Source organism: Deltaproteobacteria bacterium (assembly GCA_016930875.1).
Classification (GTDB): Bacteria; Desulfobacterota; Desulfobacteria; order Desulfobacterales.
The window spans coordinates 45513-70189 of record JAFGFW010000137.1 but is presented as its reverse complement, the minus strand read 5'-3'; the positions used below and the strand labels follow the sequence as shown (position 1 = coordinate 70189).

Here is a 24677-nt window from a genome sequence, read left to right as displayed (position 1 = left end):
AGTTACCGTGGGTGGATCTGCCCAACCAACATAACCAACCACATAGTTGCTGCTTATGACACCTCTACCAGTTATTGCATTATACTGCCCATCCAAACCAACAATCTTATTGTCCGTCATATTGGAATAGGAAAAGCCATCCCAACTGTCCCAGTCGGCATTATAGCTGTTGTTGAAATTGGTGCCACCGCTGGTGAACCCCCCTGAACCATCAGAACCATTCCAGTAAGAATCAGCATCTAAATCCAGATCCTCAAAACTTGTGACTTCGGCGTCGGCCAATGCTGTTGTCAGAAAAAATAGTGACACGAACAAAACAAGAAGCTTTTTCATTTTGCATTCCTCCCTTTCCAGTCGAGTCTCCCAGCCTACCTGAGGCTGTGAAAAAACGAGATTGATTTATGCTGCGAACATATCCTGACTCTCTGAAGCTCTTCATGAGACACCATACCCCAGTAATGCTGATATAACAGGCACTGCCTGAACTCATTCGCGACGTCTCCCCTTAAGCAAAATCCTGAGAAAAATTGGCCCTCCTATTATCGCCGTAATAATGCCCACAGGCATTTCCGTGGGCGCCACCACTGTTCGGGCTACCAGGTCGCACACCGTCAAAAAGGCCCCTCCCAGGCAGAATGAGGCGGGAAGAACTACTCGGTGATCAACCCCTGACAGACGCCGCACGGCATGAGGGATAATCAGGCCCACAAAACCTATGGGGCCTGCCAGGGAAACAGCGGCTGCAGTCGCAAGGCCGGTGCCTGCAAGGATCTGTTTCTGGACCGATGCGACATTCACGCCGTGGCCCGTGGCCATGTCTTCGCCAAATGCGAGCAGGTTCAGGGCCGGGCCCTGTATGAAAAGCAAGGCAAGGCCTGGCAAGAGTAGTGGCAGGAGGGCGGATAGCTCTCGGTATCCGATCACATCGAGCCCTCCCATCATCCATCGGTCCATGGCAACCAGCAGGTGAGGGCTGACCAGATAGCGCACCAGCAAGATAGCGGCCCCGCAAAGGATGTTGATCGTCACTCCGGCGAGCAAAATGCTGGTCATGGAGATGCCCACGGGCCTTGAGGCAAGCCGGTAGATGCCGCATATGCAAAGGATGCATCCAAGCAGGCTGAGAAGTTGCACGGATGAAAATGGGCCCAAACGGATCAAGAGTCCGGGAACGGATATGGCAATGACTGCGCCCACAGCCCCGCCACCGGCTACGCCAAGGATAAACGGCTCTGCCAGGGGGTTCCGCAGTACTACTTGCAGAGCGCTACCTGCCACAGCCAGAGAGCCGCCTACCAGAAAGGCGAGCAACACGCGGGGTATGCGATGGTAGAAAAAAATGTCAGCATCAACGTGAGGCCTGTGGGAAAAGAGAGCATCCACGACATTGTCGAACGCCAGTGGCTCACTGCCAAAAAACGGTGCAGTCACAAGAACAGCGCAGGACAACAACACGTAACCAGCCAGAATCAAAGCACATTTTCTTGGCGTAAGCATCGCGGTTATGATATTCCTTTTTTGTGTTGCACAGGTGCCGTTGTTGGAAGCACCACCGGACGACCGGTGGCCGGATGCTCTACAATCTCCACTCCGTCGCCGTAGATCTCCTGTAATATCTCTTTGTTCAGGATCTCTTCCGGGCTTCCCTGGTGGACGATTTTCCCTTGTTTCAGCAACAAGATGCGGTCGCTAAACAGAGAAGCCAGATTCAGGTCATGCATGACCACGGCTACGGCCATGCCTTCTGCCACAAGGTCAGTGAGAAGGTTGAAGAACCTGACCTGATGGTGGATGTCGAGGGCGCTTGTCGGTTCGTCCAGCAGCAGAACTTTTGGCTCCTGGGCGATCACCGAAGCCAGAAATACCCGCTGGCGCTCACCCCCTGAAAGCCTTGAGAGTGAACGTTCACGAAAGCCTTCGGTCTCTGTCTGGAATAGAGACCTTGTGACCACGTCAATATCGTCCGGGCCAAGAAACCCCATGCCTCTTGCGTGGGCAAAGCGTCCCATACCCACGACTTCTTCGACTGTGTAGTCCAGGTGACTTTGAGCATCCTGGGGAAGATAGGCAAGGTATCGGGCAATTTCACGCCGACCCATCCCGTTCAAGTCCCTTCCATCAAGGAGGACCGTTCCGGCCCCTGGAGATAATATGCGGGCAGCAAGCTTCAACAGCGTGCTTTTGCCTGATCCGTTTGGGCCGATGATCCCGAGAATTTCACCTTTCATCACAGAAAAGGATGACGGAAACAGTCGCCATTCGCTTGCCGCATATTGATAAGTGACGGATTCTACCGAAAGCGGATTATGACCCATCTTGGATCTCCTGATGGAGTGTACGTGCCAGAAAGCGTGCAGCCAGTCCGACGCGGGGTCCGGGCACAAGAAGGAAGTCCTCCGTAAGTACATAAACCCTATGATGAGCAACCCCCGGAACGCCACGGAGGATGTCCCATTCTGCTATCATCTGCTTTTTTCTTTGATCTGAGAGATTTTCACCAGGACGTATTTCGATAATGACTTCCGGCGCCCGCTTGATCAAGCTCTCCTTGGATGCCTCCGGATAAGGCAGTGTCACATCTTGGAAGACATTGTCCCCGCCGGCGATTTGGAGTATCTCACTGATAAAGCTCGGTCCTCCTGCAGTGTACAAGCTGGTCAGGCCGGCAGGAGCCCGGCCCAAACAGATAAAGACCTTGTGGCGGGCAAAACCGGCTACGTCGCTCCGAACAGACTTCAGCTCCTTGCGAATGCCGGTGCATAGGTTCTCGGCACGTTCTGGACATTGAAGCGCTTTACCCAGATCGACAATACCGCCATAGATAGATGAGATACTGTCCATGGCAACATGCAGGACGCCAATGCCCTTGGCCCGGCAAAAGGCATCCACCTTTTCGTGTTTTCCCTGTAAGACCACGAGGTCGGGACGCAAGGCGGTAAGCCTTTCCAGATTGGGATTATAGTATGCCCCCACCTTTGGTATGGCACTCGCTTCAACGGGGAATAAGCAGAAATCGGTTACCCCTACCAGGCGATCTCCACACTCTAATGCAAAGATAGTCTCCGTGATGTTGGGGGCCATGGAAACGACGCGTTGCGCTTCCGGGCTACGCCTGTGTGCATCGCCGGCGGGTGCTGTGAAAAGTTGGGCGTTTTTGTCAGCCCGGCACACGGACAATAAGCAGGCAGACAAGACAAGGCATAAGGTCAAGAAAAGGCTTGTAAGTATGGTCTTGCGAAGCATCGTCACGTCGAATTCTCTTGAAATGCCGGCAACAAAAAAAAATCCCCAGACCGATGATTCAGCCTGGGGATTTCCCTTTTTTATCCTCAACCTGTAATAGTGTTCACATACCGGCACGCGAGGATGTGAGACACTTTGTTTCTTTTCGTGGCAGGTCTTCTGGCTCCCCCGCCCTTCCAGCGACCTTCCCATCCCGGTCCATCGGAACAGTGGTAAAAAAATGCTAAAAGAGTTTCCTTTTCTGAGCAGAAAAGGACGAGGTTACAGCGGCGGGCCCGCTCCCGATTTTAACGGGATTCCCCATTAAGCCCTTAATCAGGCGCCACGGTTATCTCTATATAGGTTCTGTACGGCTCCCGTCAAGGGGAATCTTGTATGTTAAGCCGCATAGCGCTTCTTTATTTTCTCAAAATCCCCACAAGTCATCTTTCCTTCAGGGCATTTCCCAAGGCGCACACACTTGGGGCCTGCTCCTTTAAAGACACCCGGGCAGACTTTCTGGACAAGCACGAGCATCTGATCCGCCACGCCGCGTATTTCCCACTGCGCCCGGAGGCAGAGGCGTTCTTCAAAGAAATGAAGAAGCGCCCTCGCGTTCATGGTGACGAATATCTTGGTCTCACACGCATTGGGAAGCACATAGCGGGCATCTTCGTTGCTTGACTCGCCACTACCTCCCAGGGCCTCGTTGAGCCTGGCATAACGCCCGGCCAGGTAAGCCATGGTTTCTTCAAAATACTCTTCCGCGTCGATCTCGGTATCGTTTTCCCTAACCTTTTTGCCCTTGAATTGCGGCGGAATCACATATTCAAACCCGTCATGCCGCACATATCGCTGGCTCCGCTGAGAGTAACTCGCCAACCGGTGCCGGACGAGTTGGTGGGTCATGGCCCGTGATACGCCCTCGATATAGAAGGTGAAGGAAGCATGCTCAACAGGGCTCATATGGCCCATATTGCGAAGCATTTTTACGAACTTTTCAGCTTCGTCTTTCTCCTGTTCGAGGACACTTGAGGTATCCTTTGCATAACATAGCTTGGCGGCCGAGGCGATCAGGCCTTCCGGCCCGGCCGTATGACGGATCAAACGTACTCTGGCTTTTGTGGGTTCCATGAGACTCCCAACCTCCATGCAGTGAGGGCTTTTTGATTGACACGAGATTCCTAGCTCACCATGACCAGGTTTTCAAGTAGATTCCAAGAGACTGTCCGAGAATGGTATTTTCCGCAATCTCGGCGCCAGCCTGTGCGTATCCCCACGCAGACAGGTCAGGCTCATCCGCCGGAGGCGGGTCAAAATACTCAATGTATTCCTGTGGTTAATCCGCCGGAGGCGGATCACCTTCCTTGACCTTGCAAAGAATTTCTTATTCTCGGAGAGCCTCCTAGCGTGTCTAACCTTGTGCAGGTTCTTGCAATGCCAAGGCCGATATGCTACTTGACACACACTGCTATGCAGAAAAGGGGAAAAAGTATGTGATGAAGATATACGTGAAAGCCATGCGCCTTCCTTTCTTGACAGGCTCTCTCATGCCTGTGATCGTGGCGGCTGCCCTGAGTTTCCTGCACGGGGCCTTTCATTTTTGGCTTTTTGTTGTCGTGATGACCGGCGTAGGTTCCCTTCATCTGGGTGGCAATCTGATCAACGACTATTACGATGATCCCGGAAGCGACAGGATCAACCTGCACCCTACCCCTTTTAGTGGCGGGAGCCGGGTGATCCAGGAAAGGCTGATGGATGCCAGGACGGTATGGGCTATGGCAATGGGCTTCTTTGTCCTGGGGATCGGGTGTGGTTTGTGGCTGGCCCTTTCAGGGCGACCCTTTGTGATAATCGTAGGCATGATGGGGCTTCTGGCAGGATACGTCTATTCCGCGGCCCCCGTGAGTCTCATGTCCCGGGGCCTTGGGGAGATGACCATTTTCCTGGCCTTTGGCCCCCTGATTACCTGGGGGACCTATTACGTGATGACAGGTCTTTTCACGTGGCAGGCCTTCACCTTGGGTATCCCTCTTGGCTTTTTGATCACAGCCGTGATTTGGATCAACCAGTTTCCGGACTATGATGCGGACCGGGGCGCTGGAAAGCTGAACTGGGTCGTTCGACTGGGCCGCAACCGCTCGCGCAGGATTTATTCATTGCTCATGCTCAGTCCCTACGCCGTGGTGCTTTACTGGGTTTTGGGCCGAAAGGCGCCGTGGCTCTGTCTCGCGGCTCTTCTGACCATACCGCTGCCGCTTAAGGCGATCAAGATCCTGAACCTGCACTACGAAACCTACGACGAAATTATCCCGGCCCAAGCCCTGACCATCCAGACGCACCTTGCCCTGGGCCTGGTCTTGTCGGCTGTTTTGGTGTTCCAGAAGGTAATTTGTTAATTGGAAAATATAGAACTTCAGATAATCAATTTCACTGCGTTATCGGTCGAAATCCTCGACGACGTACCCACCAGTACGCCTTACTCGTATTTCTCCCTCTGGCCTTGTGAAATTAACTATCTGAAAACCTATAGCAAACGCTTGCCGGGTTTTGTGCTGCTGTTCTGGCTTGTTTTCTTCGCCCTTGTCCCTCGATTTGTCCATGGCCAGACATCCGTAGTCATAACAGCCGATGAGCAGTTCCGGTTTGCTGAAGCCTATTTCACAACAAGGGAATATTACAGGGCAATCAGCGAATATGAGCGTTTCATTCACTTTTTCCCTCAAGACCCGCGTGTGGAATTGACCATGTACAAAGTGGGGCTTTCCTATGTCAAGGGAGAGCGTTTCAAACAGGCGATCGACGCCTTTGATTCTTTGATTGAAAAATACCGTGATACAGAGTTTGCCGTAAAATCCTATTTCAAGGCGGCCGAGTGCTACGTGAAGCTGAAGCAATATGACGCGGCTTTCGTTGTATTGGACAGGCTCCTGATGATTACCCAGGACCCTGATGTGAAGGATGAGTTACACTACAGGCGGGGATGGATCTACCTTGAGATGGACCAATGGGAAAAGGCCGAGGCCTCCTTTGATAGCATCAGTCCGGAGAACAAAAATGCCTACCGTCTCCAGGATCTGTCCGAAAAAATCAATAAAAAAAAATTCGTGAAAACTAAAAATCCACATGCTGCAGGCTGGCTTGCTGTGATTCCCGGCGCCGGGCACCTCTATTGCGAAAGGTACAGAGACGCTTTCATCGCTTTCTTGCTAAACGGCGCCATGATACTTGCCGCCTATGAGGCATTTGATCACGAAAATGAGGCCCTCGGGGGCCTGATAACCTTTTTTGAGATTGGACTCTATTCCGGCAATATCTATAGCGCTGTTAGCAGTGCTCACAAATACAACCGCAAACAGAAGCGCGATTTCTTTCGCTATTTGAAGGAACATTCAACCTTGGAGGCTTCGGTGATGAGGCCGGATGAAGGCCAGGCCGTGGCGTTGTTATACAAAATTACCTTCTGATCGCGGGCGTCCGTTGCCGATTTCCCAAGTTGTAACGATTGTAAGTTTTCACAGCCTTCCATTTTCCATTCACCGATCATCAGGGAGCGCCAGCAAAGAAATGCCTTAAAGTTGTGGTTCGCCTTCGGGCTCTCCGCCATAGGCTTCGGCCCGCAGGCGGGCGGAGACGTCGTAGCCAAGTCTACTTCCCGGCCTTCGTAGCCGTTGCCACTTCGGCGGAGTAGGCTGGCGAAGTCGGCGACCTGGCCCACAAGACCAGGTTTCCTGAACTGAAATGAAAGGGTCGTCTATTAAAGACGCCAAAAAAGTACGTCATTTTAGTCGGTGAGAAAGTGCAGGCTCGGAAGAGGAGATCTGGCGAATTGTTGACGAAGCGGTTATGACGGTAAGCCGTGCCATCCCCCGGCCACCCGCTCCTCAAAAAGAGGAAAAACGGTTGAAGAAAACATCTTTAACCGCTCTAACCAATGTGGGATGCGCATATCGACCCGACATCAAAGCTATGCGAGAGCAGTGTCACAGTGTCTATGCATACATAGCAGACATCTTCCAGCTGGGGTTAGCGAAGAGATAGCTGGCCGCATTGAACGGCTTGTTAGGGGCATTTTAACAGAGCTGATGAACAATTTGGCAAGAACTCTCGTGCTTGTTAGACATCATAAGCCCTTGCGTGGAGGTACATCTGCTCCGCAGAATTTACAAGGCACGGTTTGGCTTCTTTTGCTTGCAGGGACAACCTGATCTCTTTTGCAAACAGGACATGTCCGCTTAAGGTCCAAGATTACGCTAATCACTGCCATGAATGGATTCATCAGCTCACCTCTCTTTCTTCTGGGTTATGCAATAAACCCGTCACCTTGGCAATCTTTTCCGGTGGTCCAAGGACAAAAAGCTCATCGTTGGGCTGAAGCAGCGTGTGCGCACCCGGGTTGGACAGTATCTGCGCATCTCGTCGTATTGCCACTACGGAAACTCCGTAACGCCTTCTTAACTCGATCTGGGCAAGGGTTTTCCCAATTAACGCTGATCCTTGCAAGATCCGAAACGTACTGATATCGACATCGGGAAGCTCAAGTTTCAAATCACAAAAAGATGCCGACGTCTTGGAAAGGTTTCGAAATATCTCGTAACCATCTGATCGCACTTCAGTGACCAGCCTTTGGATTTCATCTCTGGGTATGAAATATTTGGCCAAAACCCGGGTAAAGATTTCCACTGATGTCTCAAATTCTTCTGGGATGACCTCGTCAGCCCCTAATTCATACAGGGGCTTCATTTCTTGGAGATAACGGGTTCGTACGATCAAGTGAGTTTTCGGATTAAGTCTCCGAATGACTTCGGTAATTCTACGGGTTGCTGCGGGATCGTTAATTGCAGCTACAACAATTCTCGCATCTTTGATGTTTGCGTGCTGAAGTACTGCCTCCTGGGTTGAATCGCCATAATAAATTGGCTCACCCCTTGCTTGTTCGCTCCTTACTGTTTCGGGGTTCATTTCAATGATTGCGTAAGGAATACCAGCTCCCCTGGCGGCCTGTGCCACGTGCCTACCGTTCACTCCGAAGCCGATGATAATAAGGTGGTGTTTTCTGTCTTCAACTTTTATCTCCGAAACAGCATAAAAGCCCGATATTAGCCTTTCCGGCAGCGGCAACCGTGGGATAATATCTGCTAGGCGGGGCGCCAGGGTTATAATGAATGGTGTCAGCGCCATGCTAAGCACAGAGAAAGCCAGAAACATCTGATAAATATTTAGGTCAAGTAAACCATATTGAACACCGGTCTTGGATAAAATGAACGAAAATTCACCGACCTGACCGAGCGCAAGGCCAACCAAAATTGAGGTGCGAAGCGGGAATCCTAGTAAAACCGTTGCAAGACCGGCAATGATGGGTTTTAAAACCAAAACGCCCAAAGCGATCAGTGCAATGGTTCCCGGTTGCCGGAAAAGGAAACCTATATCCAGCAGCATACCAATGGAAACAAAAAAGAAGCTTGTAAAGACATCCCGAAAGGGTAGGATGTTCCCGAGTGCGTGATGACTGTATTCAGATTCGGAAATGATCAATCCTGCCAAAAAAGCGCCCAGGGGAAGGGAAAGGCCCGCACTGGAAGTTATCCACGCCGCTGCGAGGCATATTAGAACTACGCTCAACAAGAAAAGCTCCTGGCTTCGCGTCCGGGCGATTTGATACAATACCTGTGGTACAATCCATTTGGCGCTGACGATCACCAACCCGATGATTCCGATTACTTTGGCAATAAGAACGAGGACGGTTTCGCCCGAATCCCCTGTTGCTCCGGCAAGCAGAGGCGTAACCAATATCATTGGAACAATAATGATATCCTGGAAGATCAAGATGCCAAGAGTTGTACGTCCATGGGGGCTATCAACTTCAGCTCTTTCCTGCATTAGTTTGAGCACAATGGCCGTGCTGCTGAGGGCTATAAGAAATCCCATAAAGATCGATTCACCAACGGATTGCCCCAGTCGCCTTGCTATAACAAAAGTAACAAAAAGTGTTAGCAAGACCTGAATCGAGCCTCCCATCAGGACTGATTTCTTGATTTGCAGCAGCCTTTCAAGTGAGAACTCGATGCCGATAGTAAAAAGCAATAACACAACGCCGACTTCAGCTAAAATTTCAACTTCATGAACTGCTTTTACCAGTCCAAGTCCGTAAGGCCCGGTCAGTATCCCGGTAAAGAGAAATCCCACAATCGCCGGCACTCGAAGTCGATGGCATATGAAGAGGATAGCAATGGACAGCCCAAATATGATGACAATGTCATTTAGGAGCAGTATTTCCATACTCTAATTTACCTTCTAATTTCATGTCGAAAAGCCCAAATCGAGAAACGGCAATGAATATTAGACGGCCAGGGGGTAGTACAGCGGGCGCAAGTGTTGATGGCTTGCTACTACACGTCTTTTCGCCATGACGGCTTCTTTGCACTTGCGACCGTCCATTCGACAATCAAGACAGGACCATACAGATTTCGTTTGAGTATCACAAAAATCCTGGCTTTTCAAATGGTTGACTTCATAGCAGGGTAACCTCTCAAAAAGTTCGGGTTCTGGTCATTGCGAGCCAAGCGACGCAATCTCCTTGGTAGCACTGAGATTGCGTTGTTGTCCCGCCAGAGGCGGGACTTCTCGCAATGAGCCGAAATGACAGTTTCAGGGAATTACCCGGACTTTTTGAGAAGTTACCCTGCAGGCTCCTTAATAATAGTCGCAAGCATGAGGTTTCTCTCTGAAAGGCCGAAAATATGACCAAGGGCATCTGTGGGTCTCACGTGATTTCCGGGCAACGTGCTCAGCGTCATTCTTGCCGTTGTGGAAGATACAAGCTGCAGTTCTCGGACAGCTTGCTTCAGATCGATGGTTTTGACGCGGCCCTTTCGATTTTTCTTGGTTAGAGGCGCTGCCGGACTCTCCAAGAAATCTTTGAGTTTTTCTTCGGAAAACAAAGCTTCTTTCAGGCTGATGGTGTAGTGACAGATTCTGGCCGTTTCTGCTGGCAAGCGCTGAAAGACCGTGGCGCAAGCAGTGATGATGAGGCCCTCCGGCAGTTGTTCGTTAACACGCTCGATCAGTGATTCTGGTTGCACATGGAACGGCGTCTCGACTTGAAAGTGCTCTTCGGTGCTCTCTATGCCAACTGGAAGCGGGGATTCAAAGGAAACCTTTGGCGCAGGGTGAAACCCCTCTGTAAATCTCAAAGGGACTCTGGCTCGCCTGAAAGCGCGCATCATGATTTTGACAAGCTCCAGGTGGCCAAAATACTTAGCCGGACCGCGCTTGGCATAAGAGATTTGCATCTTCCTAAACACAGGCGTTTTGTGAGTCTTGTCAATATGGTGGCGAATCCGGGTCCCAGGTTCTGCCCCAAAGGTCACAGGCTTTACGGCTTCGAAGTCGCAAACCCCGCACAGGTTACACTCGCCCTGGCGGCAGTCCGGAGTATAACCTCCTGCTAGCGCCCTTTCCCACTCCTGCTTCAGAAACTCCTTGGAAACCCCGGAATCAATGTGATCCCAGGGGAGGGACTCTGAAAAATCACGGGGTCGGGTCGTGTAAGAATCAAGGTCCACGCTGCAGGCCTCGATAGCCTCTTGCCATCGTTTGTATTGAAACTGGTCACTCCAACCATCAAAACGGCAGCCCATTTCATAGGCCTTAACCAACAAGGGACTCAACCGCCTGTCCCCCCTCGCCCAAAGTCCTTCAAGGATGCTCATCTCCGGGTCTTGCCACTTGAAACGGAGCCCCCGTCCCCTTAGCTTGCCTCGAAGCATGTGGATCTTTTCTCTGCTCTCGGCCGCCGAGATCTGAGGGCGCCACTGAAATGGCGTGTGCGCCTTTGGAATAAAGGTGGAAACACTGACAGTAATATTTTTTCTGCGCACGCCCGGAATACGAAGATTTTGAAGATCTCTCACCAGTTCAACAATGGCATCCAGGTCCTCTTGCGTCTCTGTTGGAAGGCCGATCATGAAGTAGAGCTTGATTAGCTGCCAGCCCAGTCCAAAGGCATTCTGGAGTGTTTCTTTGAGATCTCGCTCAGTGATATTCTTGTTGATAACGTCACGCAGCCGCTGGCTTCCAGCCTCCGGGGCTATTGTAAAGCCTGTCTTTCTGACGCGCTTGATCTGGGCCATGAGCGACTGAGTCAGACTTCCAACGCGAAGAGAAGGTAGCGAGACAGCAATCTTTTCCGGCTCGCATCGGTTCATTAGCCGCTCCATCAAGACCTGGATAGCGCCGTAGTCACCTGTGCTGAGAGATAGAAGAGAAAGATCGTCATATCCCGTATTGGCCAGCGCCCTTTCCGCCAGGGCCAAAACCTTGTCAGGAGCACGCTCTCGCACAGGACGATAAATCATCCCGGCCTGGCAAAACCGGCATCCTCTTGTGCATCCACGGCAGATCTCCAGGCTGAGCCTGTCGTGGATGGGTTTTCCAAAGCCTATCACAGGACGATCCGGATACGGGACCTTGTTGAGATCGCAAACGAGGGCCTTATGCACAGTGTTATGGCTGGAAAATCGGGGCGTGAGCGCCTGCAAACCCATGGAGTCCCAATCTGGTCTAAAAAAAGAAGGGACATAAACGCCCTGTAACCTCGACCACCGTTCAAGAAGTTTTTGCCGATCGTTTCCTCCCCCCTCTTTCCATTCCAGTAATAACTCTACCAGCTCAACCACCACTTCTTCACCATCTCCTATGACTATGGCGTCGAAAAAGTCGGCCAGAGGCTCTGGATTGAACGTGCAGGGGCCACCGCCCAGCACAAAAGGATGCGAATTTCCACGGTTTCTTGAATAAAACGGAATGTCCGATAGGCCTAACATGCTTAAAATATTTGTAAAATTAAGCTCATACAACAGGCTGAAGCCTATGATGTCAAAATCTGAAAGGGGGGTATGCGTTTCAAGGGAGCATAAGGAAGTGTGGGTGGCCCGAAGCTCGGCTTCCAGATCAAGACCCGGGGCAAACACCCTTTCCGCTGCTATGCCTTTTTGGGCATTCAGAATATGGTATAGTATTTGAATGCCCACATGAGACATTCCCACCTCGTAGAGGTCTGGAAAGGCCAGAGCGACTCGGAGCCGCACCTGCCCCGGGTCCTTTCGGATAGCGTTGACTTCCGAGCCCAGGTAATGGCTCGAATGGCGAACGAGTGGCAATATATCTTCCAAGGATTGACGGCTCATGGTTTCCCTGTTATCAATCTCTTCACAGCGATAAAGGGAGATCTTCTTTGAAAGATCCCCCTTTTGACGCTACGTATCGTGTCGCTTATTGTAGCGACTCAAGATAGTCTGTCAAGTGACGATAGCAAAGGTTTGAGATGAAAGAGGTGTCTCTTCAGATGAATGACTTTCGACGTCGTTGTCCTAAGCTTGCAGTCCTTTTCATGGTTCTAGGCATGGTTATCGCGATATCGGGCGACTGCTGGTCTGCTTCTTATTCGCGAGAAAGTGCAGTTGTTAAGGCTGTGAGGAAGGTTAGTCTGGCCGTAGTTAATATTAGCAGCGAATATGAAGTAGCTCAGCGCTCCAATCCCTTCTTTGATTCTCGCGTTGATCCCTTCTTTGATTCTTTTTTCAGGGATTTCTTTGAACCCCGTTACCGGCGGCGTTACAAAGGAACCAGCCTGGGCTCAGGAGTGATCATTGACGGAGAACGGGGCTACATACTGACCAACGAGCACGTGATCGCGAGAAGCACTGAGATCAAGGTGGTGCTTAGAGATGAGCGGGAGTTTCAAGCCGAACTGGTGGGGGCGGCGCCGGATTTTGACTTGGCTGTCTTGAAAATACAATCCGATGAAACATTGCCGGCCATTGAGATGGGCAATTCTGATGACCTTATGATTGGAGAAACCGTCATTGCTATTGGCAATCCATTCGGGTTTTCCCACACAGTAACTACGGGCGTCATAAGTGCGTTGAACCGTTCTGTTCAGGCAGAGGACCGTACCTATAGGGATTTTATACAGACCGACGCTTCCATCAATCCTGGCAACAGCGGGGGCCCCATTCTAAACATCAACGGCGACCTCATCGGGATCAACACCGCTATCTATTCAAAGGCCCAGGGGATAGGTTTTGCCATACCCATCAATAAGGCCAGGCGGGTCATGGATGATCTCATAAAATACGGCGAGGTGCACATCGCTTGGCTCGGTCTATCCGTCCAGGATCTTGACCTGAGGCTTACGCGCTACTTCAAGACGCCACAGGGAAAGGGCGTTCTCGTGTCTGATGTTACAAAAGACAGCCCTGCCTATGAAGCAGGTCTTCGACCTGGCCATGTGGTGACTGCCGTCGGGAGGAAGCGAGTGACTTCCAAAGAGACCTACCTCGCCTTGATCAGAAATTTTGCCGCGGAAGACGTAATTCCATTAACGGTGTGGAAGGATGACGAATCTCATGTCATTCAGGTTCGTTCCCGCACATTCCCTGAAGAGCTGGCCGAAGAATGGGCATATGAGTTTCTTGGTGTACGAATGCAGGAGATATCCACAATTCTGCGTCTCAGATTTAGGATAGCAGCAAAAGACGGGGTAATGGTAACCGAACTGCGCTCAGGCTCGTATCTGGATAGAATCGGCGCGCGAAGCGGTGATGTCATCCGCAGGATCAACGATGTGGTGGTAAAAGACCTGAATGATTTCAAGAAGGCCGTGATCAAGTATCGGCTCAAGGAATCAGCGGTCTTCCTGATACAGCGAGGCAGTCAGCAGTATTACGTCACGGTTAAACTGCAGTGATGAAATTCGGAAAAAATGCACTCCCAACTTTGAAGGCGCTTTTTGCTCTTCTGCTTGTCGGTCCTCTTTTTTCGGCTGCCTGTTCTCGCGATATGGCGCTGGAGGAAATCCGAAAATCAGGGACAGTTACCATGGTAACCCGCAACAACGCACATTGCTATTATTCATACCGCGATCAGAACATGGGTTTTGAATACGACCTTGCAAAGGCCTTTGCCGATTTTCTGGGCGTTGATTTGAAAGTGAAAGTGGCTGAATCCTGGAATCAGATTCTCCCCTTGCTGAGCAATGGGTCCGTGGATTTCGTGGCGGCCGGAATGACCAAAATACCTTCCAGGGAAAGAGTGGCGGATTTTGCAAAAGGGTACCTCCCCGTTCAGCAGATGGTCGTCATCCACAAAAAAAACACTGGAATAAAAAACATTGGTGATCTGGAGGGGCTGACGATCCATGTGCGGGCCGGGACTTCCTATGAGGAAAGACTGGTGGCACTGAAACGCAAGGGCCTGGATGTCACGATTACAGCACACGATAATGTTCCGACGGAAGATCTTGTTGAAGCCGTAGCACAACGCAAGATCGAAGTAACCATAGCTGACTCAAATGTGGCGCTCATGAATCGACGTTACTATCCGGATATTCGCATTGCCTTTCCCATCGAAAAACAGCAGTCTTTAGGCTGGGCTGTGAAAAAAGGAGAGCGCTCTCTTCTGGACAAGATCAATGAGTTCTTGGAGACCATTGAACGTGATGGCACGTACAAGGACATATATAATCGTTACTATGCCTACCTCGAAAGGTTCGACCATCTGAATGTCAAAAAATTTCAGGAAAGGATTAAGACCCGCCTTCCCAGGTACGAGAAAACCATCAAGAAAGCGGCGGAGACTTACGGATTTGACTGGCGGTTTATTGCTGCCCTAATCTACCAGGAATCGCAATTCAGGCCTTGGGCGAAAAGCTTTTCCGGCGTCAGAGGGCTCATGCAGTTGACCCTGCCCACTGCGAAGGAGCTGGGGATCAAGAATCGGCTCGACCCATACCAGAGCATCATGGGAGGGACCAGGTACCTGAAAAAGCTCTATGACCTGTTTGACGAGACTCCTGATCCGGACAGGAGCCTTATTGCCGTTGCCGCCTATAATGTTGGCAGGGGACATGTTATGGACGCACGGAGGATAGCCTCTGGCATGAGACTTGACCCGAACAAGTGGTCTTCCCTGGAAGAGACTTTACCATTGTTGCGCCAGCGCAAGTACTACAAGAAGAGCAAATACGGTTACTGCCGCGGAGCAGAGCCCGTCTTCCAGGTACGCAGGGTGGTGACCTACTACGACATCCTGAAGAGGCAGGCCATAGAATATGCAGGGTGAAAGTAAAGAATCCACGCCAGAGGACTTGGCCCTGATCTGCCCCTTGAAGGGCCCGGGCGCTTGGGAAACTTATAAGTGCCGTAGGAGTTTAGCCTTTTGAAAAAACCCGGATTTTACTCACTCCTGTGAGCAATTTTGGGATTTTCGATTCGCCTGGCTGAATTGCAAAAACTCGGGCTAACGCCCTCAAACAGTATTTCAGTGAAGAATGAAGGCAGGAGACAATGTTTCACGTGAAACATTCAACCTCCGGACTCGGCCTCCTTCTCATAACAACAAGGTTTCTCTTGGTTCCAAGCAGAGGGAGGCTGTATTCTTTCTTTTCCAGACTGAGGGCCAGTCTCTTGATTTTAGGCTCTGCAGCTTTAAGCTCTTCCTCCACGCACTCCCCCTTCATGGCCACAATTACACCCGTTTCCCGCAACAAAGGTAGGGCCAGGTCAATAAGCCCCTCCAGCTTAGAAACCGCTTTAGATACAATTGCATCATAACGACAAGCCTCCGCATAAATATCTCTGGCAAGTTCTTCAGCCCGAATCTGACGGGCCTCTATATCTTCCAGGCCCATGGTCCTTATGACATGCTTCAGGAAGTTGACCTTTTTTCTTGATCCATCAATGAGAGTGAGACGTAAGTCGGGACGTATCACCTTCAGAGGCACTCCCGGAAAACCGCCGCCCGAGCCGATGTCCAGGACACGGCATGCCGTTGGGATAAAAGGCGGTAGAGAAAAACTGTCCAGAAAAAGTTTTTCTGCCATTTCTCTGGGATTTCTAATGGCTGTGAGACCCGCAAATCGATTCCACTCCAGAAGCTCTTTGGCATGAAGGCCAAACCGGGCAAGTTGGGACCGATCCAGACCCGCCTGCATGGCCTTTGCGCCTTGCTCAATATGGTCTGGAAAGCGAGCCCATTCCTGTGGCTGGACCCCAGGCCCCCTGTTGAGTTCCACAATTGTTGCCCCCCAGCCTCCCGCAGAAGCCGGGGCGTCTGAAAAGGATGCGACAATGGAAAGCTTCTTGAGAAGGCCACGAACCCGATTTTTCAAAGCCCCCCGGCCCTTGCCGTGGATAATCCTCACCGAACAGATCCCGGCTTCCCGACACGCAGCCAGGTACTCTTCCAAAAGGCCGGGGATTTCCTTGGGAACAAACGTGTGCAGGTCGAGAACATCCTCAATGGGAACCTTGACGGGTTCTACACTTTCCATTTTGTCTCGATCTTTTTTCATGGTAAAAACATAAGAATACCCTTTTTCGTTCAAAAATCAAACATGCAGTATTGGAATTCAGGCCCACGTCATTTAGACAACTAACCGCCTGAATTGACAAAAATTATATAATGAATCAAAATGCCACAAATTCCAAGCACGAATTTTGAGACTCCCATAACCGTCCAATATTAGCAATTTGGCACCGACTTTGACGTTACCGTGCTAAACCGAGTTTGAGCTCTTGAACGGATCAGCGTTTTGTGATGTTAAATAGATCGTTCTGACTGGATTCCGGCTTTCGCCGGAATGACGGAGTGGTAAACGTCGTTGTAGGGTTCAGATACAGGACTATATGTTGGATATGTTCTTGGTTTTCCCGGAGCACATTCTCAAGGAGCAACACTGGATGAATTGAAAGAGAACCTCCAAGAAGTTACAGAGATGTTACTCGATGACGGTGAGCCTGAGTTTGACAGTGAATTCATAGGCACTCAAAACATAATGGTTGCTTCATGATGGGAAAACCTCCTGTCTTAAAGCCGCGTGAAGTCATATCTGTTCTTAAAAATCAGGGTTCACAGAGGTACCTCAAAGAGGTTCTCACAAGCAATACAGCCATGAAGATGGAAGGCGTACGACAGTTCCTGTTCATCAAGGAAAAGAGACATATCGCCAATATTATTGAAAGAGATAGCAAGAGATATTGGTTTGACCGTAGAGGAATTTCTAAAGCAAAGATAAGCAGGGAACTAGAAAAATGATAAGACATCTGTTGTTGACGGCGGCATTTGTTTTGTTTGCCTTTCCATCCCACGCTTTTTGGAACGGTGACGTGGACAAGGCCAAGGAGTTTATGAAAGCAGGGATGTATCCGAAAGCTATCGAGCTTTTGGATAAGAGGATAAATGACAAGCCGGCTGATGCAGAGGCCCATTTTCAGCTTGGCCTCTGCTATTTTCATACTGGTAATTACAGTGGAGCGGATGACAGGTTTTCCAGCGCTGTGGCCTTCAACACTGACTACAAGGCAATGATCGCTCAAAGATGTAAGAAAGCGGGCTTTGATTCCTTGGAAAAGGGTCAGGGCAAAGAGGCACCCGCTTGTTTCAGATGGCCGTCAACTATCAGCCGACTCTAACAAAGCAGATTGCTCAGCGATGCTTCGAGAAGGGAAAATCTCTTTTAGAAAGTGCTATAGCCCAGAATGCGGATTATGAGAAATCGGAAACCGATTGAATCACTAGGTTTTTCGAGTATGCAAGAATGCCTGCTGCCGAAAACTCTGTTAATTCAAAAGGTTGTTGGTTAGCACAGATTGTCGAACACAGGTTTTCGACTTTTTTTGCCTCCTCATTGCGACACACAAATAATGGAATAATGCCGAGGGGTTAGATTACCCTCTTTGATTTGCCCAGACTGATTGTCGAAAATCCCTTCCATGTTGCCCTCATTGAGATCAAGATCCAACAAAAAGTGCTTGTCTTAAGCCCCATTTTGGGGGATTTTGTCAAAAGCGCCCCATCGAAAATAGCTCCCGCAGGATTTTCGAGATGGCCACGGTCGCTTATGACGCCAGGCAAAAACATGCATCTTACAAAGAAACCCGAGGGGATCCTTCTTGGCGCCCATTTTTCCATAGCAGGCGGTCTGCACAATGCCGTGCTAACTGCCTCTGAATACGGGTGCACGGCCTTGCAGATGTTCACAAAAAATCCTACTACCTGGGAGGAGCGACGGCTCTCTGCTCAAGATGTTCAACAGTTCGATCTTGCAAGGAAGAAGAGCGGGGTAAAGTTCATCTGCTCCCATGCTGCCTATTTGATCAATCCGGCCTCCCCTGATCGCAACAAATATGAAAGGTCCCAAGAGGCGCTTCAGCACGAGCTTAGGCGATCATCTCAACTCGGCATACCCTATGTCATCATCCACCCGGGCGCCAACATGGGGACCGGGGAGGAAAAAGGGTTGCGGCGAATTGCACGATGCATCAACAGGGCATTTGAAAAAGTTCCTGAGGCCCGCTGCAGGCTTCTTCTTGAAACCACGGCCGGCCAGGGATCAAACCTTGGCTGCACATTCGAGCAGTTGGCCGCCATTTATCACATGATAGAAGAAAAAGACATGGTGGGATTTTGTTTTGACACATGCCACGTGTTTGCAGCAGGCTATGATTTGCGTAAAAAAAACACCTATGAACAGACTATGAGGGAATTTGATGAAGTCATAGGCCTTAAACTTCTACGTGTTATTCATGTGAATGACTCTAAGAAAGAACTGGGGAGCAGGGTCGACCGACACGAACACATCGGAAAGGGAGCCATAGGCATAGACGCCTTCCGGTTCATCATGAACGACCCCAGGCTAAAGGCTGTTCCCAAGATCCTTGAAACACCGAAAAAAAACGGCCTGACGGACTACGATTGCCTGAACCTGGAACGACTCCGGGCTCTTGTCTCAAATTGAATTAAATCCCAGAAGGGAATCTAACCGCTACTGTTTACCTTGTCCCTTAAAACGCCAGAGCACCTAAATGTTACCACTCGTCTCGATCGCAGCATCAAATGCTCGCCAGTGGCAGGATTCCTGCCTCTCCGCTCTTTCTTGCTCTTGACACAGAATTTTCCGAACCCGCTGATCAAGATGTCTTCGCCATTGCTGAGCGTTTTCTTGATGATCTCCAACAGTGATTCGACCACTTCAGCGGACCTTTTCTTGGGAATCTCAAGCTCATTGTAAATCGAGCTCACAATGTCCTCTTTCGTAAGGGCCATTACTCGTCACTCCTATGCAATTTGGGTTTCAGTTATTGAACGTCAATCTCTAACCTAATTTTTATAATTTAACCTAGCCCATCCCTTTTGTCAAGAAATTAATACTGTTACAGAGAACGGGTTGCAATCTGATCGCCCTTGAAGCTACTTTGAGCCTGTTTGTCTCGTACGGCAAAAAATGATGATCTCGCAAAAACCACCTAATTGGCGGCACTCTAAACACGGGTTCCCAAGACGTCCGGGGCAGTCTCAGTTATGAGCACCTCTACTCTCTTTTCAATATCATTTCTGACCTGCCGCATGAAGTCTATCGATTTTCCTGAAGGATCCGGCAGATTCCAGTCCTGCTCTGGGACTCCGGCAAAGATGGGGCACGCATCTTTGCAGCCCATGTATATGATCATCTCCGGTTGCCAATAGCGCGTGGATTCCTCAATGGATTTTGGCTTGCGAAAGGCCAGGTCCATGCCCTTTTCTCTCATCACCTCCTCCATGAGGGGATTGACCTCTTGCGCAGGCACGCTCCCCGCGCTTTTCGCCTCAACCCTGTCCCCGGCATGATACTGAGCAAAGGCACTCGCCATCTGACTTCGGCAGGCATTTTCCGTGCAGACAAAAAGGATCTTTTTTTTGTTAATCCGGCTGGCTACAAGCGCTCCCGCCGCCTTCTTCGCATCTGACAAGGCTGTGGGGTGGTTTGCTATTTCACCCAGCCCTTCGATTTTCCTGTAGGTGAGAGCGCCCTCAGGGCTCGCCCCGACCGCATCAAAGAAGTACTTGGCCGTAAGACTGACACATTCAAAGAGGTTTTTTCCTTTTGTGGCCCCCAAAGACAGCAAAAAGCCACGGCGCCACTTGGCGCCCGGATCAATGAGTCCGAGCACATATCTTCTGGCCCAAAGGGCTTGTGATCGATCAATAAGGGCTTTCATCTGGGCCGTGGGGCCGTAAAAGAATATCGGGGTGGCCATGACGATGATGTCTGCCTGGCGAAGCAAGGGGTAGATGGACTGCATGTCATCATCAATCGGACAAAAGCCCTCTTTTTCGCAAACGCCACATTCCTGACACGGTGAGATATCTTTGAGGGCCACATCCATACAGTGTGTGCGTGCGCCAAGCCTTTCGGCCTCGGCAAGAAACGTTGAGAGCAAAATGCTCGTGTTTCCTTCAGTACGCGGACTTCCTTGTAATCCAAGAACAAACATCTACACCCTTTCGTGTTCCGTTAAAGCGCTCGTGCCCATGACGGGCGACGTTGGGCGACGCAGACCACCAGTACCTCGTAGCATATATTCCTGCACCGTGTTCTCGATCTGTTTTCAGATACCGGAGCCCCAAAAAAGCTTGCCTCTTGTCTTGAAGCACCGACAAACGCCTCGATACCACAATCAGGGCAATAGGTGTGTCAGTTCATGACATACGACACTAGCCAACATCAAATTCAGCCACCACAAACGTGTGATCTGAAGGCTTGTGCGCCAATCTCGGCGCCATATCAATCCATGCGCGGGTCGATTTTTGGGCGAGTGGGGGCGTGGCCAAGATGTGATCCAGCCGCCATCCCAGGTTTCGGCGCACGGCGTTTGGGATCCGATAGTCCCAGAACGTATACATCTTGCTCCCAGACTCATGCCTGCGAAACACATCCACAAAACCCCATGCCTTGAGAGCTGAAAGGGCTTTGTGTTCATCGGGATGAAATCCTACGTGTCCCAAAAGCCCTTTCGGATCGTACACATCGATGGGTTCTGGCGCCACATTAATATCCCCCACCCATAAAAGAGGTATATCTGGTTGAAAATGATGTACAAAATAGCTTCTTAAACGTTGAAGCCATTCGAGCTTATATCTGAATTTCCCAGACCCCGGGGCATATCCTTGGGGGACGTACGTGTTTACAATGGGAATATTGTTGATGGTTGCCACAAGCAACCTGGGTTCTTCGCTGACGTCTCCATCGCCAAACCCAAATGACACCTTTTCAGGTGGCCTTTTGCCCAGAATGGTGACACCGTTGTAGGCCTTTTGTCCCCGGAAGGCGCAGTGGTAACCAAGGTTCTCGATAGGCTTACGCGGAAAATCGACGTCCTGTACCTTGGTCTCCTGTAGACAAAGGACATCAGGCGATTCCTTGTCTAGCCATTCCAGGATGATGGGAAGTCGAGCCCGTATCCCGTTTGCGTTGAAGGTGGCAATCTTCATTCATCCTTTATAACATCTCATACTTAAAAAATATATCCAAAATATCCTTGACTAACCATTTGATTTGATGATAGTTTAATAAAAAAGTGATTGAAATATGTTTACCTTGGGCAGAGGAAGCTATGCATTGATTCTCCAAAGACCCTGTTTCTCGCGAAGAGAGGCCGGGTTTTGTGCTTTTGAAAGGATGAAGAGTGACAGCCAACGTAGAGGAAAAAAGATCCGAACCCAGAACCGAGTTAGAGAAATATCACAGCGTGGAGTTTAAGGAAACTGAATCGGGACACCTTTACCAGTTCAAGATCTGGAATATCTCTTCTAAGGGGATGTGTCTGGTGGTAAGGGAAGACTCGGCCATCTTGAACGACCTTGAGGTTGGCAAGGTCTTGAACATGAAATATCACACGATGGATTTCTCGGTGCCCCCGGAAGAATTGCAAACAGAGATTAAACACATCACAAAGGAAGATCAGGGACGATACAAGGGGCACCATCTGGTTGGTTTGTTGATTTTGAAAAACCAAGAAAGCTGAACTCGCAAGAATTTTCTCAATTTGCCACCTTGCCGATTTCTTTCCCTGGACAGGAGTCTGGCAAGCGATAAATATAGATGGGGTCGCCATGAGAAGGTGAGCCAGGGCATACAACTTCAAACGGGTCCCATCCTGGAACAGAGAAATTACACGAGACAATGCGAGCCCCAGGACAAAGCTCTTCCTCCAATTTTATGCCCAGGCGTTTCATGACATCCGGAAACAAGTAACAGAAAACAATATCAGCATCCCTGAGGTTTTGGGACCAAAAGTTCTTCCACTTAACTTGAATGCCTCTCGTCCCAAGGCTCAAAACACGGGCCATGCAATAGGCCATGGCATTCACCTCAAAGCCCAAGGCCCTCACCCCGTAACGTCTTCGTGACGCCCGAAGGACCCTCCCGTCCCCACACCCCAGGTCCACTAGCAACTCATTGGGGTTCATGGGCACAGCATCCAAAAACGCTTCAATTCTTACGGAAGCGGTAGAGGTGAACAGTGCTCCCTGGGTCATGGGAAGGACCCCCGCTGTTGCAAGCACATATAACAGTTTGAAGGTAAACAAAACCCCCGCCAAAATTAGAAATGCCAAGATGCAAATCGACATCTTTTCCTCCGGCCCCCTTTATAGATTACCTCCATGGCGCTGTCAAAGCCAACGTCGTTTATAAAAGTATCGCCCAAGGGGTGAAACCAACAGTATCTGACCTTGCACCTGGCTTTTATGACGTCACTTTGATCGTCATGCATGAGGGTGGGCTGACCGATACAGATGAAATGATGTTTTCTGCCATAGCCGTAAAGGTGACCTTGATGGTGATGTCGATGGCCCAGCTGAATTTGCCGCGGATTTTGGACTGTAGATGAGGGAGCTTCACGGAAATGGGACAACCTGCGGAAAGTGCAGAGGATTTCTGATATCTAATAAGTGTGTTATCCGTAGTTTGTCTGAGGGTTCAGTCCACTGAAGACACGCCTGCTTTCATACAAAATTTGGCCTTACCGGTACTCTGTTCTTCCAATATTCCAGGCGAATGAGTTTGAGTGCAAGCCGTGAACGTTTATTGTCCGAGTCAATATTCCACTCGTTCATACCTGCCAAACCTTCCAGTTTTACCGCCCTTTTGGGCCCCCTCGAAATTGCCAAGGAAGGAATCCCCAGCTGGCTGGCTACTTCTGGTAATAGCATCTTCGATAGAGGCACCATGTTGCTTAATCTCGTATTCCTTGATCTTGCTTAGAAGGGTCCGGTAGCTGGTTTTCAGCAGGGCGGCCGCTTTCTTGCGATTCCAGTCCGTCCGGGAGAGCACATCCACAATGGTATCTGTCTCAGCCTGGCGTGCCGCTTCCTTAGAGAGCTCCTTCAATGTGTATCGTGTCAGCAGGTTGGTCGCACTCCCAGTCACTGCATCGGCTGTCGTGGCAGGTCCCTTCCTATGTCGACAAACGCCTGAAAGACCATAATTGCCGATCTTGTCGTAAAAGCTCTCTTCATTTCCGAGTGTAGCAATGGCTTGGATAACATTTTCCAGTTCCCGAACGTTTCCGGGCCAGGAATACTGATAAAACTGCTCCCGGATCCGGTCGGTAAGAGGCCTATGCGCTTTGCCATTACGCTCTGCATATTTCCTCAGAAAGTGGTCGCACAGCAAATCAATGTCTTCCTTACGGTCCTTTAGAGGCGGAATGTGGACAGATACCACGTTGACGCGATAATAAAGATCCAATCTGAACTGCCCCCTAGATACCATCTCACTCAGATTGGCGTTGGTAGCTGCCAGAACGCGGGCATCGATCCTTGTATTAGTGGTGCTCCCAAGAGCGGAAAATTCACTGTCTTCAAGGACTTGAAGAAGCTTACACTGCATGGGCAAGGGAATTTCACAGATCTCGTCCAAAAGGATGGTTCCGGAGTTTGCAAGTTGGAATTTCCCCGGCTTTTTCTTGCCGGCCCCGGTGAAAGCCCCCTTTTCAAATCCAAACAGCTCACTCTCAAAGAGATTCGTCGGCAGCGCAGCACTATTGACCTTAATAAAGGGTCTATCTGCCCGGGGTGAAAATCTGTGAATGGCGCTGGCCACCAGTTCCTTACCTGTACCGCTTTCACCGCTGACAAGTACGGTCAGATCGGATTTGGCTAGGTCCAAAATATGGCGCTTGAGTTTAGCCATAGCCGGGGTCTTCCCGACAATGGTGCTGTCCAATCCTTTGCCATTGGAGCTCCGCGATTTTTCGATAAGCTTTTCGATAGCAACCTTTAAGTCATCGGGATGGAAATTGCCCGGGAGGGAAGAAGTATTGGCCTTGCCGACGACTCTTTTTTGCCCCAAGGCCTCTTTGCCGTTGCGAATGAATAGGATCGGGAGGACCTTTTTCTCGCGTTTAAGGACTTCCTCGAAAGCGCTTACCTGCTCCATACGGATGCTCGATCCGAGAAGCAGCAAGTCTCGATTTTCACGATTCAGATGGGTTAAAAGCTCCTCTTGTCGCTTCACGGCATAAGCGTAGAAACCATGCGTTCTGACCAACCCGCTCAAATACTCACGGGTGCCTCTTGATCTCTCAACGATGAGCACCTTTTTTGGTTCCATGGCTGTCTTACTTTCTTTG

20 protein-coding genes, 1 pseudogene and 1 riboswitch are annotated in these 24677 nt (G+C 50.2%); of the genes and pseudogenes, 8 read left to right on the top strand and 13 right to left on the bottom strand.

What is annotated here, in order from left to right; all coding sequences use genetic code 11:
* The 5 genes from JW883_12285 to JW883_12265 form a co-directional block, all read right to left on the bottom strand.
* A partial coding sequence (locus tag JW883_12285; protein MBN1843043.1) for a DUF4465 domain-containing protein occupies positions 1-333 on the bottom strand: 333 nt, incomplete at its 3' end.
* A 153-nt stretch (positions 334-486) separates the two neighbouring features.
* The gene (locus JW883_12280) at positions 487-1506 is read right to left on the bottom strand and encodes an iron ABC transporter permease (protein MBN1843042.1); all 1020 of its coding nucleotides are present in this window, start codon (positions 1504-1506) and stop codon (positions 487-489) included.
* Entirely contained in the window at positions 1503-2315 is an 813-nt protein-coding gene (locus JW883_12275) for an ABC transporter ATP-binding protein (GenBank protein ID MBN1843041.1), read from the bottom strand. The genes JW883_12280 and JW883_12275 overlap by 4 nt, the downstream gene beginning before the upstream one ends.
* Positions 2305-3360: an ABC transporter substrate-binding protein gene (locus JW883_12270; GenBank protein MBN1843040.1), complete on the bottom strand. Its 1056-nt coding sequence runs from the start codon at positions 3358-3360 to the stop codon at positions 2305-2307. The genes JW883_12275 and JW883_12270 overlap by 11 nt, the downstream gene beginning before the upstream one ends.
* A 14-nt stretch (positions 3361-3374) precedes the next feature.
* Positions 3375-3585: riboswitch (cobalamin riboswitch) on the bottom strand.
* A gap of 36 nt (positions 3586-3621) precedes the next feature.
* A complete protein-coding gene (locus JW883_12265; GenBank protein ID MBN1843039.1) occupies positions 3622-4356 on the bottom strand; it encodes an FAD-dependent thymidylate synthase in 735 nt (244 codons plus the stop codon).
* Positions 4357-4673: 317 nt separating this feature from the next.
* On the opposite strand from JW883_12265, the gene JW883_12260 reads away from it, so the two are divergent.
* Entirely contained in the window at positions 4674-5621 is a 948-nt protein-coding gene (locus tag JW883_12260; protein MBN1843038.1) for a prenyltransferase, read from the top strand.
* A complete protein-coding gene (locus JW883_12255) occupies positions 5622-6689 on the top strand; it encodes a tetratricopeptide repeat protein (GenBank protein ID MBN1843037.1) in 1068 nt (355 codons plus the stop codon).
* 811 nt (positions 6690-7500) lie between these two features.
* Here JW883_12255 and JW883_12250 read toward each other — a convergent pair.
* Together JW883_12250 and JW883_12245 are read right to left on the bottom strand one after the other, a co-directional pair.
* Positions 7501-9501: a cation:proton antiporter gene (locus JW883_12250; protein MBN1843036.1), complete on the bottom strand. Its 2001-nt coding sequence runs from the start codon at positions 9499-9501 to the stop codon at positions 7501-7503.
* Positions 9502-9899: 398 nt separating this feature from the next.
* The gene (locus JW883_12245) at positions 9900-12410 is read right to left on the bottom strand and encodes a TIGR03960 family B12-binding radical SAM protein (protein MBN1843035.1); all 2511 of its coding nucleotides are present in this window, start codon (positions 12408-12410) and stop codon (positions 9900-9902) included.
* A gap of 158 nt (positions 12411-12568) precedes the next feature.
* Here JW883_12245 and JW883_12240 point away from each other — a divergent pair, with 158 nt between their 5' ends.
* Both JW883_12240 and mltF read left to right on the top strand, forming a co-directional pair.
* Positions 12569-13972, top strand: coding sequence for a Do family serine endopeptidase (locus tag JW883_12240; GenBank protein ID MBN1843034.1), 1404 nt, complete (start codon positions 12569-12571; stop codon positions 13970-13972).
* On the top strand, positions 13972-15345 hold the full coding sequence (gene mltF / locus JW883_12235) for a membrane-bound lytic murein transglycosylase MltF (GenBank protein MBN1843033.1): 1374 nt from the start codon (positions 13972-13974) through the stop codon (positions 15343-15345). Before JW883_12240 ends, mltF begins: the two co-directional genes overlap by 1 nt.
* A gap of 229 nt (positions 15346-15574) precedes the next feature.
* Here mltF and rsmG read toward each other — a convergent pair whose 3' ends face one another.
* On the bottom strand, positions 15575-16576 hold the full coding sequence (gene rsmG / locus JW883_12230) for a 16S rRNA (guanine(527)-N(7))-methyltransferase RsmG (GenBank protein ID MBN1843032.1): 1002 nt from the start codon (positions 16574-16576) through the stop codon (positions 15575-15577).
* Positions 16577-17073: 497 nt separating this feature from the next.
* Here rsmG and JW883_12225 point away from each other — a divergent pair.
* The 3 genes and pseudogenes from JW883_12225 (at position 17074) to JW883_12215 (ending at position 19021) form a co-directional block, all read left to right on the top strand.
* Positions 17074-17299 (top strand): annotated as a pseudogene (locus JW883_12225) (type II toxin-antitoxin system HicA family toxin).
* Positions 17300-17315: 16 nt separating this feature from the next.
* Positions 17316-17696 (top strand): hypothetical protein, encoded by a 381-nt coding sequence (locus JW883_12220; GenBank protein ID MBN1843031.1) that lies wholly within the window; start codon positions 17316-17318, stop codon positions 17694-17696.
* A 446-nt stretch (positions 17697-18142) separates the two neighbouring features.
* Positions 18143-19021, top strand: coding sequence for a deoxyribonuclease IV (locus JW883_12215; GenBank protein MBN1843030.1), 879 nt, complete (start codon positions 18143-18145; stop codon positions 19019-19021).
* Between the two features lie 20 nt (positions 19022-19041).
* On the opposite strand, the gene JW883_12210 is transcribed toward JW883_12215, so the two are convergent.
* The 3 genes from JW883_12210 to xth all read right to left on the bottom strand — a co-directional run bounded on the left by JW883_12210 (position 19042) and on the right by xth (position 21534).
* Positions 19042-19329: an integration host factor subunit alpha gene (locus tag JW883_12210; protein ID MBN1843029.1), complete on the bottom strand. Its 288-nt coding sequence runs from the start codon at positions 19327-19329 to the stop codon at positions 19042-19044.
* Positions 19330-19544: 215 nt separating this feature from the next.
* Positions 19545-20537, bottom strand: coding sequence for an NAD(P)H-dependent oxidoreductase (locus JW883_12205; GenBank protein ID MBN1843028.1), 993 nt, complete (start codon positions 20535-20537; stop codon positions 19545-19547).
* Positions 20538-20757: 220 nt separating this feature from the next.
* The gene (gene xth / locus JW883_12200) at positions 20758-21534 is read right to left on the bottom strand and encodes an exodeoxyribonuclease III (protein ID MBN1843027.1); all 777 of its coding nucleotides are present in this window, start codon (positions 21532-21534) and stop codon (positions 20758-20760) included.
* A 194-nt stretch (positions 21535-21728) separates the two neighbouring features.
* Here xth and JW883_12195 point away from each other — a divergent pair, with 194 nt between their 5' ends.
* Positions 21729-22067: a PilZ domain-containing protein gene (locus JW883_12195; GenBank protein MBN1843026.1), complete on the top strand. Its 339-nt coding sequence runs from the start codon at positions 21729-21731 to the stop codon at positions 22065-22067.
* Between the two features lie 16 nt (positions 22068-22083).
* Here JW883_12195 and JW883_12190 read toward each other — a convergent pair whose 3' ends face one another.
* Together JW883_12190 and JW883_12185 are read right to left on the bottom strand one after the other, a co-directional pair.
* The gene (locus tag JW883_12190) at positions 22084-22674 is read right to left on the bottom strand and encodes a hypothetical protein (protein ID MBN1843025.1); all 591 of its coding nucleotides are present in this window, start codon (positions 22672-22674) and stop codon (positions 22084-22086) included.
* Positions 22675-23140: 466 nt separating this feature from the next.
* Positions 23141-24658: a sigma-54-dependent Fis family transcriptional regulator gene (locus tag JW883_12185; protein MBN1843024.1), complete on the bottom strand. Its 1518-nt coding sequence runs from the start codon at positions 24656-24658 to the stop codon at positions 23141-23143.
* Positions 24659-24677: the final 19 nt, after the last annotated feature.